The following is a 14,761-nucleotide window of genomic DNA, read 5'->3' as shown; positions in this document are numbered from 1 at the left end:
TCACGATACAATTAAGAAACAGATGAAGAAACCAAAATTTAGGCAATAAAAAACCCGCTTTCGCGGGTTTAACGAGGGTGCAATGGTTGATTAATCGCTGCCGAACAGGTCACGGGTGTAGACCTTGTCCGCCACGTCGTTCAGTTCTTCAACCAGACGGTTAGCGATAATCACATCACATTCCTGCTTCAGCTCTGCCAGATCATGGGTCACTGGGGAGTTAAAGAAATAGCTTTCTTCGAGAACAGGTTCGTAAACCATGACCTCAATGCCCTTCGCCTTGATACGCTTCATGATGCCCTGAATCGCAGACGCACGGAAGTTATCCGAACCTGCTTTCATAACCAAACGATAGATACCAACACGTTTAGGGTTACGTTTCACGATGCTATCAGCGATGAAGTCCTTACGCGTGCGGTTAGCATCAACAATCGCATTAATGATGTTATTTGGCACGTTTTCATAGTTCGCCAACAGTTGCTTAGTGTCTTTAGGCAGACAGTAGCCACCATAGCCGAACGAAGGATTATTGTAGTGCGAACCAATGCGCGGATCGAGGCCGATACCTTCGATGATTTCACGGCTGTTAAGGCCGTGGTGCTCGGCGTAGCTGTCCAGCTCGTTAAAGTAGGCAATACGCAACGCAAGATAGGTGTTAGCGAAAAGCTTGATGGCCTCAGCTTCGGTATCATCGGTAAACAGAACCGCGATATTTTCCTTGATAGCTCCTTCAACCAGCAGATCGGCAAACTGGCGAGCCTTTTCACTTTTGCTGCCCACTACAATGCGTGAAGGATGCAGGTTGTCGTAAAGCGCACGCCCTTCACGCAGGAACTCTGGCGAGAAGATAATGTTGTCGACGCCCAGCTTTTCTTTCAGGCTGCGGGTGAATCCGACCGGGATGGTCGATTTGATAACGATCGTAGCCCGAGGATTGATTGCCAGGACATCGCTAATCACCAGCTCAACGCTTCTGGTGTTGAAGTAGTTAGATACCGGATCGTAGTCAGTAGGCGTTGCCACAATAACAAAATCAGCGTTTTCATAAGCCTGATGCTTGTCGGTGGTTGCAGTAAAGTTGAGATCCTTCGTCGCGAGAAACTCTTCAGTTTCCTTATCAACGATTGGAGAAATCTTGTTGTTCAACTTGTCCACTTTGCTCTGATCGATATCCAGAGCAACGACTTCATGATTCTGCGCCAGCAGAATACCGTTTGAGAGCCCGACATAGCCGGTGCCGGCGATGGTTATTTTCATAAAACTCGCACCTAAATAATTAAGAATATTTTTTTCTAGCGACAGATTTAATCACACCTCTGACCTGCGTGGACAGTATCGCGATTGATAAAAAGTAGATCGCGCCGCCAAACAGAGAGAATGAGATCAGCCTTGGGAAAGTAGAAATAAAATCGATGCCAATGTGAGCAATGGTAAACTTCATTGCAACGACCATAACGATCGTAGCGCCAACCACTGGTGCAATTTTGACGATTAAATCTTTAAAGTTTGAGTTAATCAGCTTTAACAGGCAGTACATAACAGGGAAAGCATTTAAAACGTTGGCGACAAAATAGAGCAATGCAAACGTGATAATGTCGAAATGAACGCCAATCAAAAATGCGCCAACCTGCAAAATCGTACCAATAATCCCCAACTTCATCAGAATATCGGTTCGTCCTTTTGCCATAAACACGGAACCGGTCGTACTCAACACTGACTGTATGATTGCCGTCGGAGCAAGGCACTTCAGTATATCGCCAACCAGTGACCACTGCTGACCAAACACCATAAGAACAAAAGGTTTGCTGAGCAGGGCAAGGCCGCTCATTAGCGGCGCTGTGATTAGCAGAATAACGAAAACACAGTTCAGATAAGTTTTAGATATATCGGCATTATTATCCTGGCTCCGACTCAATACAGGATAAAGAGAACGCGAGGCTATAAACGTTAGACTCTGCAGAGGGAACAGCATTATTCTGTAGGCAAGACTATAGTTGCCAAGAATAAACACTGACATGAATTTCCCGATAATGAAGCTGTCAGCGTTGCGCGAGAAATAGTTTACAAAGTTAAAAAAGGAAAGATTAGCACTAAAGCCAAAAATGCTCTTAAGCTCATCTAGCTTTATAAATTCCCTTAAGAAAGGTCTCCAAGAGGATGCTAGCCAGAACTGTATTGCCGACATCAGATTAAGAGTAATCGCCTGAAAAACAAGGCTATATACGCCATACCCAAGGTTTGCCAGAACCACAGCAACAATAACCGATACCATTGAAGAGCTTATTTCTATCCCTGAGATTTTCTTAAACTTTGAATCACGTTCCAATAGAGCGAGGTGCGCTGCGGCACAGCTTGAAAGAGGGAAGGTTATGCTTAAAAGCATCAGCACTGGGATAAGTTTAGGCTGATGATAAATCTCGGCTATAACAGGTGAGGCCAAAACGACGATAACTGCAAGCGCCAACCCCATGAAGGTATTTAGCCAGAATACCGTGTTAATCAAAGAATTCGTCAGTTCCTTGCGCTGAATAATAGCAGCAGAGGTTCCAAGGTCGCGAAGCAGAATAGCCATATTTAAGACTACCAAAGCCATCGCCATTAGGCCGTACTCAGCGGGCGGGATTAGCTTCGCCAGATAGACAATGTTGACTAGCTGAATACCTATCTTGAAAAATTGAGAGAACGAATTCCATTTTGCATTAGCAAGTAAGCTCATCTCTCGATACCACCCAGGGCTCTAAAGAACGGATACTGCCAGCCATTGGCTGACAGCATTGCGTACATCGAACTGAGAAAAAGCCTGCCACTGATAGGTGGGAGCCTCATGCAAAAAGCTCCCTCAGCGTTTTTCCGACTTTGTCTTTCTCGGAAAGCAACGGAGACTCAATCGGCCACTCTACTCCAACATCAGAATCAGACCACAGCAAGCAGCCTTCATTCTCAGGATTATAGTAGTCAGTACATTTGTACTCAAAATCCGCGACGTCAGACAGAACCACAAATCCATGTGCAAGACCCGGTGGCACCCAGAATTGAGTCTTGTTTTCTTCGGATAACACTACCCCTTCCCACTGACCAAATGTAGGTGAATCAGGGCGGATATCCACTGCGACGTCAAACACTTCACCACGAACAACGCGGACAAGTTTGCCTTGCGGATTTTTAGTCTGGAAATGCAAGCCTCTCAGTACTCCTTTGCTGGAGCGTGAGTGATTATCCTGAACAAAATTCAGGTCAATATTAAGCATTTCTTGATAACGTTTCTGTTCAAAAGTTTCCAGGAAGAAGCCACGCGCATCACCAAACACTTTGGGCTGAATAATTTTAACATCAGCAATTTTAGTATTGATAATCTGCATTATTTATCCCCTTTCAACCAATTGTTGCAAATACTGACCATATCCCGTCTTGGATAAAACCTTAGCCTGAGCTGCAACCTGATCCTTGTTTAACCAGCCATTTCGGAAACCGATTTCTTCAAGACAGGCCACTTTAAAGCCCTGACGTTTCTCAATAGTGTGAATGAACTGCGACGCCTCAAGCAGACTATCGTGTGTACCTGTATCCAACCAGGCAAATCCACGCCCTAATAGTTCGACGTTCAATTTACCTTTGTTGAGGTACATTTCATTCAGCGTGGTGATTTCGAGTTCACCACGGGGAGAAGGTTTTACCTGTTTTGCCATCTCAACAACGGCGTTGTCATAGAAATAGAGGCCAGTCACTGCCCAGTTAGACTTAGGATTGGCGGGCTTTTCCTCAAGAGAGATAGCCCGATTGTTTTCATCAAATTCAACCACGCCAAAACGCTCTGGGTCCATCACCTGGTAACCAAAGACTGTAGCACCCTGATTATTTTGAACTGCACTCTCTAATTTACGGCCGAAGCTTTCGCCGAAGTAAATATTATCACCTAAAACTAACGCGCAGCTGTCACCATCAATGAACTTTTCACCAATGATAAACGCTTGGGCGAGGCCATCTGGGCTTGGTTGAACCTCATAGCTGAGGTTGATACCAAATTGGCTACCGTCGCCGAGTAAACGCTGGAACGCAGGCATATCGTCTGGCGTAGAGATAATCAGGATATCCCTGATACCGGCCAGCATTAGCACAGATATTGGATAATAAACCATCGGTTTATCGTAAATAGGAAGCAACTGCTTGGAGATACCACGGGTAATAGGATACAAACGTGTGCCAGATCCACCGGCTAAAACAATACCTTTCATTTTCAATATCTACTCAACAACGTTATTCAGAAAGACCCAGACGTTCACCTGCATATGAACCGTCTTTTACTCGTGACCACCAAGCCTCATTGGCAAGATACCATTCAACCGTTTTGCGAATACCGCTTTCGAAGGTTTCTTCTGGTGTCCATCCCAACTCTCTTTCAATCTTGCTTGCATCAATGGCATAACGCAGATCGTGCCCAGGACGGTCAGTCACGTAGGTAATCAAATCAGCATAGTCAGCAACGCCCTGAGGTTTTGCTGGAACCAGCTCATTAAGCAATGAACAAATGGTTTTGACTACATCAATGTTCTTACGTTCATTGTGTCCGCCAATATTATAAGTCTCACCAACCTTGCCTTCTGTGACTACCTTGTAGAGTGCACGCGCATGGTCTTCGACGTAGAGCCAGTCGCGAATCTGCGTACCCTGGCCATAAACGGGTAAAGATTTGCCTTCAAGAGCGTTAAGGATGATGAGAGGGATTAGCTTCTCGGGGAAATGATATGGACCATAGTTATTTGAGCAATTGGTCACAATGACTGGCAGTTTATAGGTGCGATGCCATGCGCGAACAAGGTGGTCACTCGATGCTTTAGAAGCAGAATATGGGCTGCTAGGGGCATAAGGGGTGGTTTCTGTGAAAAGGTCGTCTGTCCCTTCAAGATCACCATAAACTTCATCCGTAGAGATATGATGGAAACGAAACGCCGATTTTTTCTCAGCGGATAGTCCATTCCAATAACGGCGAGTGGCTTCGAGTAAGGTGTAAGTTCCTACAATATTTGTCTCGATGAATGCCGCCGGGCCGTCAATAGAGCGATCCACATGGCTTTCTGCCGCGAGATGCATAATAAAGTCTGGTTGGTATTTATTTAATATCTCATCCATTTTTTCATGATTACAGATACTGGCTTGCTCAATATGGAATCTTGGATCTGTATTTACTTTGTTTAAAGAGTCCAAATTACCCGCATAGGTCAAAGCATCAAGTACGATAACCTCATCACAAGTCTTTTCTATAATATGTCGAACAACCGCTGAGCCAATAAAACCTGCCCCTCCGGTTACTAAAACTTTCATAAATCAACCTTATAAAATTGGTAACCTTTAAAAGTCACCATCTAAATTTAAATTTTTTACTGCGAGGATGGCATTTATCTCTAATTACCATGATAATTACCCTTGCAGTTTTAAAGTCAAACTTTAATAAGCTTATTAAAACCATGCAAGCTAGATGGCCATAAGTTAAAATAGGCAATCTATTAGAATAGTGAATTTTGCATAACACTCTATCGATAATGCGTTCTAACTCACGTGCTTTTGATTTCTTCCCTCCTACCCGAGATAGAGAATGGCTAAGTTCACCTTTGATACTTATTTTTATTACTTCTCCTGAAGATTTCAAATTCCTTATTCTTCTAAATAAACTAAAATCCACACCATAAAGAGAAAAACGTTCATCAAAAGGCTTCAACTTATGTCGGCAAAACTTATCGAGTAAACTTCGCGAGATAATCAACCCAGAACCAATCGATATAACATCATCATTATTATGCAAAGGACCCTGCTCTAAAGCAATACAATCGTTCACAGCGGGATAAAAGGCCTGGTTATTTGAAACATCTCTAATTATTGGCAACCCAAGATCAGAGTCTGTAAATGGAGTTTCGAAAAAATCACTTGGTATTGAAGTATCATCATCAAATAGATAAAAAACATCATACTCAGGCAAAGATAGAATATCATTGTACATCACGCTTAGCGGACGATTAGTGATATCTTGCTCAAAATGGACTTTTGCAAACTTGCTTTCTAAAGAACTTAATAATGGTTCATCTAATGAGACTGAGTTTGGACCATTATTAAATATAAAAATTTCGCCCTGATAGTTTGAATCTAGCAAAGTTGCAAGTGTTTGGGAAGCTTCGATCTTTTTATTATAAAGCACGATTAACAACAAACTGCTCATACTTTCTCCGCATGAATTTTTCAATCAATAACTAATTCTTTAAATTTAGTAAAATCGGATTCACTCATCGACTCATCAACTTTTCGGCAAAAGAAAGTATTACTATTTTTAATTAAATCAATATCATTTACATTCAATAGCTTTGGATACTGCGGCCCACTTTTCCAGTCGATGTATCTTAGGCAGTCATTCATTTTTGTAACATCGTGATATAACTTAACGCCTTTCTTGGTTTTTAATAAACTATGGAAAAATATTTCATCCGCGCAAAATGTATGATCAAAAGACTTTAGATATGCGGGGTTTTTTTCAATTGTTTGGATTAACCAGCTGGCTGTATCTGATGTAAAAGCAAACCAGTTCGTTCCTTTGAATAATTTTGGAATTATGCCATCACGCATTGATTTTATAAATTGATGATTTTTATAAAAAATTGCACGTGTAATTCTATGATATTTCATCAATATTTTGGAGGTGACATCTTTTTTTCTTGAAAAGAATACATTTGAATAGCGGTAAATACAACGTTCATAGGGATCAACGTAGCTATTTCTTTCATCTTGATAATGAATAAACTCTGCCCCTGAGTATCGGGTAAGAATCTTATTCATTTTATCATTACTCATTACAGGTACATCATCACCAGATAAAAAGAAGCAATACTCAAAATCGAACTTAACTGCAAAATTAAGAAGTCTGAGAGTAGCTTGAATTTGAGTTACCTCCCCCCACGTAACATCAACTCTATTTTCAATAAAGTGAACGTTATTTTTTTGTAAACTGACAACCTGGTTAATATCACTTTTTTTATCATAGTGTATGATAATTGTATTCTCATCAAATGAAGACAAGTAATCAACGCACCATGAAAGTGATTTAGAAGGTTGATGAGCACAAATTAAAAAAATCTTTCTCATACTAAGCACCAAAAAGCAATTATTATCAGTACGGGAGGTTGAGAAACCGCCAGTAAAGGAAAATCTAGTTAGATAGATAAGCACTACTCGAAGAAATATTTCCTTTTGAGAAGTGCTTATTTTTGCAAATTTTGATTAACTTAATTCAAATTCAAATAAGGCATCCCATTTGCGTCCCAACGAATAGGTATCCAGACATATTTACTATTCATAATATTCGAAGTATCCCACCTATCTGCAACAAATATATATTGCCCCTGATAGTTGAAAACGAATGCACCTTGAGACTTGAAAGTCGTGTTCACATCATTTGGATTATTACTTTGGATCGGAGCCTTCGCGCCATGCCAATCTCCTAAGATGGAATCAGAGTAGAAAAGCCTTGCCTTATTAGGTTTCCATCCAGAAGTTCCAGATGTTATAAGAAAATATCGCTGTCCTTTCTTAAACATAACTGGGGCTTCGTTATATCCATTAGGGGCGACACGAACAAACTCGCCAGTCAGCCCATCATAGCTGTCATTCAGAAGCGAAATAGTCAAAGAACTATTTTCTTCTGACGAGCTAACAAGATAAGCACGACCATCAGTATCTTTGAAAATAGTCATATCTCGAGACATTTGCCCATTGGCGAAGTCTCTTTGGAAGAACTTGCCGTTAGGAACATGCTGCATTGAAAGCGTATTCATTGGCAACTTTTCTGCATTGATTCTAAATGACTTTATGAACTTATAGGGGCCTGTAATACTTTTTGAACGAGCAATACCGACTAAAGCATCTTTGTAGCCATCACCTTTGTGTTCAAGATGAAACCACATTACAAAGTCTTGATTTTTATCGTTGTATATGACTTTAGGTCTTTCAATAATGCTTCCATATTGAATTTCTGAACTAGGATCGCCGACTTGTGCAAGAGCAACACCCTTATTTGTCCATGAGAGCAGATCCTTACTTTCATAAACTTGTACACCAGGGTTTTGATTAGCTTTTCTTCTATTCTCACCAAACCAGTAGTATGTACCTTTATACTCAACAATATCTCCAGCATGTGCATCGACAGGTTTATTCGTGACGTCTAAGATAGGCTCACCCCGGTGAACTAAACTATTGTTAGTGTTAGCCGAATCTGCAGTCGTAACGTAAGCGCATGATGTAAGTGAAAAAATTAAAAACAGACCTTTCAGACATCTCATTGGAGCCACCTATTGCTGTTAATGTAAGCGTGAAACTCATACATTCGTATGACGTCTAAAACCAGATTTTACATACTTAATAATAGCTTGAGAGAATATTATAAACGCTAAAAATGAAAACCTACAAACAACCATATAAAATAGTGACTTAAAGAACATTTTCTTACCTTCAAAATAGTTTCTTAGATGATTTTCTAATAAAACAGATTCTATACTGGTAAGATTATTTTTATTTTTAAAAAGTGAAAATGCTTTTTTTATTTTTTCAACTTTAGATGAACTTATTCTATCACCACCGTGCGACACATCCTGAACTAACGTAAGGTAGTCTATTTTTCTAGCTTTCTTTTTCTCACCGGCCAATATACGATACCAGCAATCAAAATCTTGCCAAGCTGGCATAGTAATATCAAACTTATATTTCTTAAGAAGCTCAGTTTTAATGAAAACTTGATTACCAACAGCATTAAAATAAATAAGCTCACGTGTTGAAATAACGTCAGGTGATAAATTATCAATCTTTGATGTTTTTATACCAGTTGATATTTTAAATTTGTTACCCGTGTATAAAAAACAGTATTTCTCTAGTAGTGATGAGTTTTCATAGAATCGCTGAACCCTATCCTCCTCAAAGAAGTCATCATCATCACATCCTGTGATATAGATACCCTTCGCATTTACAATGGCAACATTCCTGCTGAAACATGCACCTCTATTTTGATCATTAATAAAAAAGGATACTCTGTCATCGATTTCAGCAATACTTTCCAAATAATCAGCTATTTCAGAACCTGAATTATCATCAACAACAATAATTTCAACATTTTTATATGTCTGTTTTCTTGCTGCATCAATACATCTTTTGAGTAGGTCCAAACGTTTATAACTGATAATGTAAATAGTTATTAGGGGTAAACTTTCCATATGACATCCTTTAAAACTTTGAAAACTACACTTGGTAGCAAAAATAATTGCTTTATTTTCTTCTAATGATTTGAATTATATAATAAAGAAACATCTTTCTAGAGAAGATTTTATTCTTCTTATTCAGCATAGTATCAAATACCGGATCAACATGACTAATACGCTCCCTAAAATCCTTCATTGCAAGGTAGGATTTAACATACCCATATTTATTGACGGTTAAAAAATATAACGTCTTAATAGCTGACAAGTAAATAATATAAAGTAGTGACTTTCTTTTGCTATCAGTTTCAAATTCAAAATCCTTAAAGACCTGATTTGCGAAAATCCTGATATCTTTAATATCTTCATCTTTGGGATTATTAGATATTCCTTGAGGATTTGTTCTATATTTTACTAAAATATCATTTTTATTAACTATTTTTTCGGCAGCCAGATAAACAAATGGTGTAGTAAGTAAATCTTCAAACCTTTTGCCTTCAGGAAAGGCAAAGTCTTTGAAAAAATCTTGCCTATATGCACGGGACCATGCATACCAACGCCCTTTGTTGAAAATATCAAGCAATGCATGATTTTTTTCTTGCAAACTAGCATCGCATACATCTATTTTATCTAGATAATTACCATGAGTATCTATGCTGCATGCATTAAACGTAATAATATCTGGATTTTGCCCTAGTTTCACTTCACTCAAAATGACATCAAAATAACTACTTTCTATTTCGTCATCAGGGTCTAAAAAAGAAATATATTTCCCCTTAGCTAAATTGACCCCACTATTTCTTGCACCACTTAACCCCTTGTTCTCCTGAGAGTAAATTTTGACAAGAGATTTACATATTGAATTTTTTTCAATAAAAGAATTTAATATGTCCATGCTTTTATCTGGACTTCCATCATCTACAAATACAAATTCAACTCCTTCAGGAACGTTCCTAAATAATGAATCCAAAAAGCTACCTATATATTCTTCCACTTTAAATACAGGTACAATTACTGACAAGTCCATTACCCACCTCAGAATTATATTTTAACTTCTATCAATTTTATATAAAGCAGATAACAGATTAGTTGGTAAAACTCTTGGAACCGATCGAACAACAAAAGAAGCAATACTACTGGAAGGGGTATGTATTTTTAGCTTTAACTTTAGCCTAAGGAGCTGAATTTCACTTTTAATATAAACCAAACCCTTTCTTCTTTTAACCATATCGCTGTTCACCCTGACGCGTAGCAAAACATCAGGGATATTCTTTAGACTTTCCCCTACTTCGATCAATCTAAGCCAAAGATTATAATCCTCCATGTAGAGGTGATGGCTATAACCGCCAACTTCTAATATTTTATCTTTTCTAAAAATAACCGACATGTGGTTAAAAGGGTTCTTCATAAGCGCATATTTTTTTATACTTTCATAATCAAGAGGTAGCATCTTGATTCGCGTTTCGCCCTTTTCATCAAATTCTTCAACAGCAGATCCCAAAAGAGCAAGATTTTTGTCTTGTTTGAACATTGGAATCTGTTTACTGAATCTTGTATTAATACAAATATCGTCTGTATCCATGCGTGCAACGATGTTATGGCTGCAGAATTTCAGTCCCTCCGACAAAGCTAATCCTAGACCGATATTATCTTTAGAAATTACCTTTTGGATATTTAATGAAACTAAAAACTCATTTACAACATCATCAAGCTCCTTAGAAATAAATCCATCATAAAAGATGACAGTTTCATCTGGTTTTAGAATTTGCTTATCTAGACTTTCCAAGCATTCATAAAGATATTCTGGCTTCTCTTTATTATACAAGGAAATAAGCACTGAAAACATTTCAGCCCCTGCGGTATTGTCATTTTTATTCATATTAATCATCTAACCTAATTAGTATTTCCTGAGAGAAAAACCTTTGCAGTAGCCGGGGTTACTTTTCTGGCAAACCAAAAGTCTTCATTCTTCAAGGAAGTTAACTCCTTCAGCTCTTCATAATTCAGGTATTTTGGACTTACGCCGTCAAATATAATAAATCTTTTGTTACTATCAATCGTTTTTATGTCAAACTTTTTGACAAAAATATTAAATGCATGTTCGTCTGCACAGGATATGCCATTGAACTCATCAAAAAAATCCATTTCCTTGTTAACATATAATATTCTACTTACCAACTCTCGATTGATGGAAAACCATTGCGAGCCAAAATAAAAAAGATCTTCATCCATTCCTGAGAAATTATAAATTGAGCCTAACACTCTTGAAACTCTATTTATGACTCTCCCTGGTATTGTCCTCATCCATGCAGTATTAGAATGGAACACTCTGATCTTAAGTCTCCATTCTGTTTCTTTTCTCTTACGGCTTTCTATAAAATTCAGACTTTCATCTTCCATCCATTCACTTTCAATTTTCGAAAACGATTTAAGAGGGACACACTCAGCGCTTATGAGATGAAAGAATTTATGTTCAACATTGGCATAAGCAGCCTCAAGTAAACGCAATGTCGCATGGATTTGGCTGCTTCCTCCCCAAAAGACTGAGACTCGGTCTTCTAGAACTATTAAATTTGATAAGTTCAGCCTCATAAGGTATTGATATGGGGATTTATTTTTTTTATCAATATGCACATAGAATGCAACATCAGTGTTATTCTTTGCTAGATATTCAATATATTTTTCGTTTTTATGAGCCTGTATTAAAACAGCCGTTCTCATGACAATTTATAACCCCATGGTAAATTTATCATTAATCAGTAGTCCCACTTGTCGTTTATCAAAAGATATTTATCAGAATATCCATTATCCACATCTAATAATAACGGCGTGGGGTAATAAAATGGTTTAAGTTCTAAATCAACTTTACTATCATAATCTGGTAACACATCACTGTAATCACCAAAGAATATTGGTCCATATACTGTAACATCTAGCGCGAGAGTCCTAATAACTACCAACATAAGTAAAATTTTCTTTGCTGACTTATAGTCGTTATCCTTAAAGAATAGGTAAGTATAAAAAAAAGTAATACATAAGACGAGCCGCTCAAAGAATGTCACATATGCTGAAAATAAAAATGCCAGAGAACATAGTAAGAGAAGAACATTTACAGTTTTATCACTATTATTTTTTTTCTTATACTTCACACCTAAATATGCTATTCCAATCAAAATGATATAATTTAAGAACTTTTTCAATGCAGTTGAGACAGTAAATACTTGTACACCAAACTTACTATTGAACAGATAAAAAGAAAGCCGCCCTCCCAGGGGTCCATCAAGTGAGGAAATGACACCGCTGAAAGCTTGTAGAACAGTAGGCAGTATAAAACCGACAATAGAACATGATATTAATATGACTATATACTTCCTTCGACTTAACTTCATCATTGTTACAACTAGATAAGCCCCCCATACCATTAGTGCAGTAATATGTAGTGAGCTTGATAATGCTAAAAATACAATGCTGTTTAATAATTTTAATTTTCTATATTTAACATTCAAATACAATATACAGTAAAAAGTCAAGGCAATAGCTAAACAGTTCCTGTTTAGGTCCATTACGTCCCTGTAGTTCAGAGAAAAAATTGCTATAAAAATAAGGTACAATAAGCGTCGTGAACTTTCAGACTGTGAAAAATTATAATAAAGAGTTTTTAACCAGCAGTAGAAGATTATTGCAGTGTAAAGATAAACTACTGAATAGTAATTTATGGAATATGACTCGCGCAGAACTCTTGGCAGAACAACATATAAATTTGAAACATCATTTTCTTTTACATAGTATTGTGCAAAGAAGTTACTTGATGTGTCATACATTATTGGGAAATAAACAAATATTAATGCCAAGGATAATGCAAAGAAAAAACTAGTATCCCTACCCTTGAAATAGTAGTAAGCAGAAAACATTAAAGAGACAAATGGATTTATGCAGAAAGCAACACCAGAGAAGAGATTATATCTTCTTAGCTTTAACTCTGTAATCCTCAACCTGGAAAAAAAATGCATTTTGACTTCACTCTACGTATGAATGTATTGAGGGAGCTCAAATATACTCCCTCAAAAATATTTTTTAATACGCGCCATCTCGCTTAAAGACTACACCAATTGTTTTGAAAAGAATGGCGATATCATTCCACATAGACCAGTTTTTAACGTACCAGGCATCGAAATAGACACGAGTTTCATAGTCTACGTCACTACGTCCGCTCACCTGCCACAACCCGGTCATTCCAGGCTTGCTCAACAAGTAATAGTCGACCTGATCGCGATAACGCTCGAGCTCAGCGTGAATGATAGGACGTGGGCCTACCAGGCTCATCTCACCTTTTAACACGTTAAACAGCTGAGGGAGTTCATCCAAACTGGTACGACGCAGCAGTCCACCGATTTTAGTGACACGAGGATCGTTCTTGAGCTTAAAGGTTTCTTCCCATTCCGCACGTGCTTCAGGATCGGTTTCCAGCAGCTCAGCCAACAGTTCTTTCGAGTTGATTGCCATCGAACGGAACTTAAGGCATTTGAACGGCACCCCACCCTTGCCAATACGCTCATGCCCGTAAATAGCCGGACCGCCGTCTTTCTTCACCTTGCGGCTAATATAAAACAGAGCCGGGGACAGCAAGATGATAATCGCCAGAGAAAAGATGATATCGAAGGTACGTTTGCTAATACGCGATGACCACTTGGCCAAATTCTGATGCACACGGAAAATCATGACTTCATGACTAAAGATAAACGACATATCTGTGCTGTCTAACGGCATTCCCCTCAGTGTTGGAATCACCGAAACGTAGCGATAACCTTTAATCATCAACTCACGTAACCAGGAATTGCGAATCTCACCCTCATCATTTTCGACCGCAACAATAAACTGCATTCTTTTATCAATGCCATTTTCAAGCCATTTAGCATTGCTATGAATAACCGGAAGACCTTCGAGACGATCGTCTGGCAGCTCGGAAGGCTTATCGGAAATAAAACCTATAACACGCAGTCCCATGTTGGTTTCATCGCTAATTGCCTTGTAAGCTTCTACCGCATTCTTACCGCTACCAATAATCATGGTATCGCGCTGCCAGATACCCAGTTTGTCCAACACGACTTTGGTCAGCATACGAGCAGTAGGTACCAGAAGAAGCACCAGCGCCCAGGTCAGCACCCATAAATAACGTGAGAAATACCATTTTGCAAAAGCAATAACTGCGATTTCAACGATCGCAAAAATAAGTAAAGTACGAAGAATTTCTTTTAATTCGAACCAAAAGGTTTTGCGATAAAAATAGTGGCGCAAACGTACACCGCACCAAATAACCATGCAGCAGGCTAATAGCCAGTGAAGAGCAATCCACCCTTCAATTTGGTTTTCAGGAACCTGAACGTCATAGTGGTTTAACGTCAGCTCCAATATTCCAATCGCAATATATAGCGAAAGAGCGAAGCTGATAAAATCAGACAGCGCCAGGGCACAAGTCACCCATAAATTTCTGGCAAAACGCATGATGTGGGTCCTCACAAAGGAGAAAAAGCAAAACG

General features: G+C 38.6%; 14 protein-coding genes. All 14 read right to left on the bottom strand.

Annotation, left to right across the window (positions count from 1 at the left end; all coding sequences use genetic code 11):
• Positions 1-90 precede the first annotated feature (90 nt).
• Complete coding sequence (locus tag O1V65_RS21320; RefSeq protein WP_017493536.1) at positions 91-1,257, bottom strand: nucleotide sugar dehydrogenase; 1,167 nt, start codon at positions 1,255-1,257, stop codon at positions 91-93.
• A gap of 19 nt (positions 1,258-1,276) precedes the next feature.
• Positions 1,277-2,716, bottom strand: a complete 1,440-nt coding sequence (locus tag O1V65_RS21315; protein WP_165428829.1) for a lipopolysaccharide biosynthesis protein — start codon at positions 2,714-2,716, stop codon at positions 1,277-1,279.
• 106 nt (positions 2,717-2,822) lie between these two features.
• Positions 2,823-3,359: a dTDP-4-dehydrorhamnose 3,5-epimerase gene (rfbC, locus tag O1V65_RS21310; protein ID WP_165428828.1), complete on the bottom strand. Its 537-nt coding sequence runs from the start codon at positions 3,357-3,359 to the stop codon at positions 2,823-2,825.
• A gap of 3 nt (positions 3,360-3,362) precedes the next feature.
• On the bottom strand, positions 3,363-4,232 hold the full coding sequence (gene rfbA, locus O1V65_RS21305) for a glucose-1-phosphate thymidylyltransferase RfbA (RefSeq protein WP_165428827.1): 870 nt from the start codon (positions 4,230-4,232) through the stop codon (positions 3,363-3,365).
• 22 nt (positions 4,233-4,254) lie between these two features.
• Positions 4,255-5,319, bottom strand: coding sequence for a dTDP-glucose 4,6-dehydratase (gene rfbB / locus O1V65_RS21300; protein WP_165428826.1), 1,065 nt, complete (start codon positions 5,317-5,319; stop codon positions 4,255-4,257).
• 34 nt (positions 5,320-5,353) lie between these two features.
• Entirely contained in the window at positions 5,354-6,208 is an 855-nt protein-coding gene (locus O1V65_RS21295) for a glycosyltransferase family 2 protein (RefSeq protein WP_165428825.1), read from the bottom strand.
• Between the two features lie 20 nt (positions 6,209-6,228).
• The gene (locus O1V65_RS21290) at positions 6,229-7,125 is read right to left on the bottom strand and encodes a beta-1,6-N-acetylglucosaminyltransferase (RefSeq protein ID WP_165428824.1); all 897 of its coding nucleotides are present in this window, start codon (positions 7,123-7,125) and stop codon (positions 6,229-6,231) included.
• A 140-nt stretch (positions 7,126-7,265) separates the two neighbouring features.
• Positions 7,266-8,318 carry a glycoside hydrolase family 43 protein gene (locus O1V65_RS21285; RefSeq protein ID WP_165428823.1) on the bottom strand — a complete coding sequence of 351 codons (1,053 nt, stop codon included), beginning with the start codon at positions 8,316-8,318 and terminating at the stop codon, positions 7,266-7,268.
• 36 nt (positions 8,319-8,354) lie between these two features.
• Entirely contained in the window at positions 8,355-9,242 is an 888-nt protein-coding gene (locus tag O1V65_RS21280; protein WP_165428822.1) for a glycosyltransferase, read from the bottom strand.
• Positions 9,243-9,294: 52 nt separating this feature from the next.
• Complete coding sequence (locus O1V65_RS21275) at positions 9,295-10,251, bottom strand: glycosyltransferase family 2 protein (RefSeq protein WP_269130008.1); 957 nt, start codon at positions 10,249-10,251, stop codon at positions 9,295-9,297.
• Between the two features lie 21 nt (positions 10,252-10,272).
• A complete protein-coding gene (locus O1V65_RS21270; RefSeq protein ID WP_227977637.1) occupies positions 10,273-11,103 on the bottom strand; it encodes a glycosyltransferase in 831 nt (276 codons plus the stop codon).
• 14 nt (positions 11,104-11,117) lie between these two features.
• A complete protein-coding gene (locus O1V65_RS21265; RefSeq protein ID WP_165428820.1) occupies positions 11,118-11,945 on the bottom strand; it encodes a beta-1,6-N-acetylglucosaminyltransferase in 828 nt (275 codons plus the stop codon).
• 35 nt (positions 11,946-11,980) lie between these two features.
• Positions 11,981-13,234 (bottom strand): EpsG family protein, encoded by a 1,254-nt coding sequence (locus tag O1V65_RS21260; RefSeq protein WP_165428819.1) that lies wholly within the window; start codon positions 13,232-13,234, stop codon positions 11,981-11,983.
• 64 nt (positions 13,235-13,298) lie between these two features.
• The gene (wbaP, locus tag O1V65_RS21255) at positions 13,299-14,726 is read right to left on the bottom strand and encodes an undecaprenyl-phosphate galactose phosphotransferase WbaP (protein WP_017493091.1); all 1,428 of its coding nucleotides are present in this window, start codon (positions 14,724-14,726) and stop codon (positions 13,299-13,301) included.
• Between the last annotated feature and the right edge of the window lie 35 nt (positions 14,727-14,761).

Source organism: Rouxiella badensis, assembly GCF_026967515.2.
Classification (GTDB): domain Bacteria; phylum Pseudomonadota; class Gammaproteobacteria; order Enterobacterales; family Enterobacteriaceae; genus Rouxiella; species Rouxiella badensis.
The sequence above is the reverse complement of the archived record's forward strand: the minus strand, read 5'-3'. Positions and strand labels throughout refer to the sequence as shown.

What these genes read in the sequence shown, in the direction of transcription:
- O1V65_RS21320 (WP_017493536.1), bottom strand. Translation starts at nt 1,257, where the DNA reads ATGAAAATAACCATCGCCGGCACCGGCTATGTCGGGCTCTCAAACGGT.
- O1V65_RS21315 (WP_165428829.1), bottom strand. Translation starts at nt 2,716, where the DNA reads ATGAGCTTACTTGCTAATGCAAAATGGAATTCGTTCTCTCAATTTTTC.
- rfbC (WP_165428828.1), bottom strand. Translation starts at nt 3,359, where the DNA reads ATGCAGATTATCAATACTAAAATTGCTGATGTTAAAATTATTCAGCCC.
- rfbA (WP_165428827.1), bottom strand. Translation starts at nt 4,232, where the DNA reads ATGAAAGGTATTGTTTTAGCCGGTGGATCTGGCACACGTTTGTATCCT.
- rfbB (WP_165428826.1), bottom strand. Translation starts at nt 5,319, where the DNA reads ATGAAAGTTTTAGTAACCGGAGGGGCAGGTTTTATTGGCTCAGCGGTT.
- O1V65_RS21295 (WP_165428825.1), bottom strand. Translation starts at nt 6,208, where the DNA reads ATGAGCAGTTTGTTGTTAATCGTGCTTTATAATAAAAAGATCGAAGCT.
- O1V65_RS21290 (WP_165428824.1), bottom strand. Translation starts at nt 7,125, where the DNA reads ATGAGAAAGATTTTTTTAATTTGTGCTCATCAACCTTCTAAATCACTT.
- O1V65_RS21285 (WP_165428823.1), bottom strand. Translation starts at nt 8,318, where the DNA reads ATGAGATGTCTGAAAGGTCTGTTTTTAATTTTTTCACTTACATCATGC.
- O1V65_RS21280 (WP_165428822.1), bottom strand. Translation starts at nt 9,242, where the DNA reads ATGGAAAGTTTACCCCTAATAACTATTTACATTATCAGTTATAAACGT.
- O1V65_RS21275 (WP_269130008.1), bottom strand. Translation starts at nt 10,251, where the DNA reads ATGGACTTGTCAGTAATTGTACCTGTATTTAAAGTGGAAGAATATATA.
- O1V65_RS21270 (WP_227977637.1), bottom strand. Translation starts at nt 11,103, where the DNA reads ATGAATAAAAATGACAATACCGCAGGGGCTGAAATGTTTTCAGTGCTT.
- O1V65_RS21265 (WP_165428820.1), bottom strand. Translation starts at nt 11,945, where the DNA reads ATGAGAACGGCTGTTTTAATACAGGCTCATAAAAACGAAAAATATATT.
- O1V65_RS21260 (WP_165428819.1), bottom strand. Translation starts at nt 13,234, where the DNA reads ATGCATTTTTTTTCCAGGTTGAGGATTACAGAGTTAAAGCTAAGAAGA.
- wbaP (WP_017493091.1), bottom strand. Translation starts at nt 14,726, where the DNA reads ATGCGTTTTGCCAGAAATTTATGGGTGACTTGTGCCCTGGCGCTGTCT.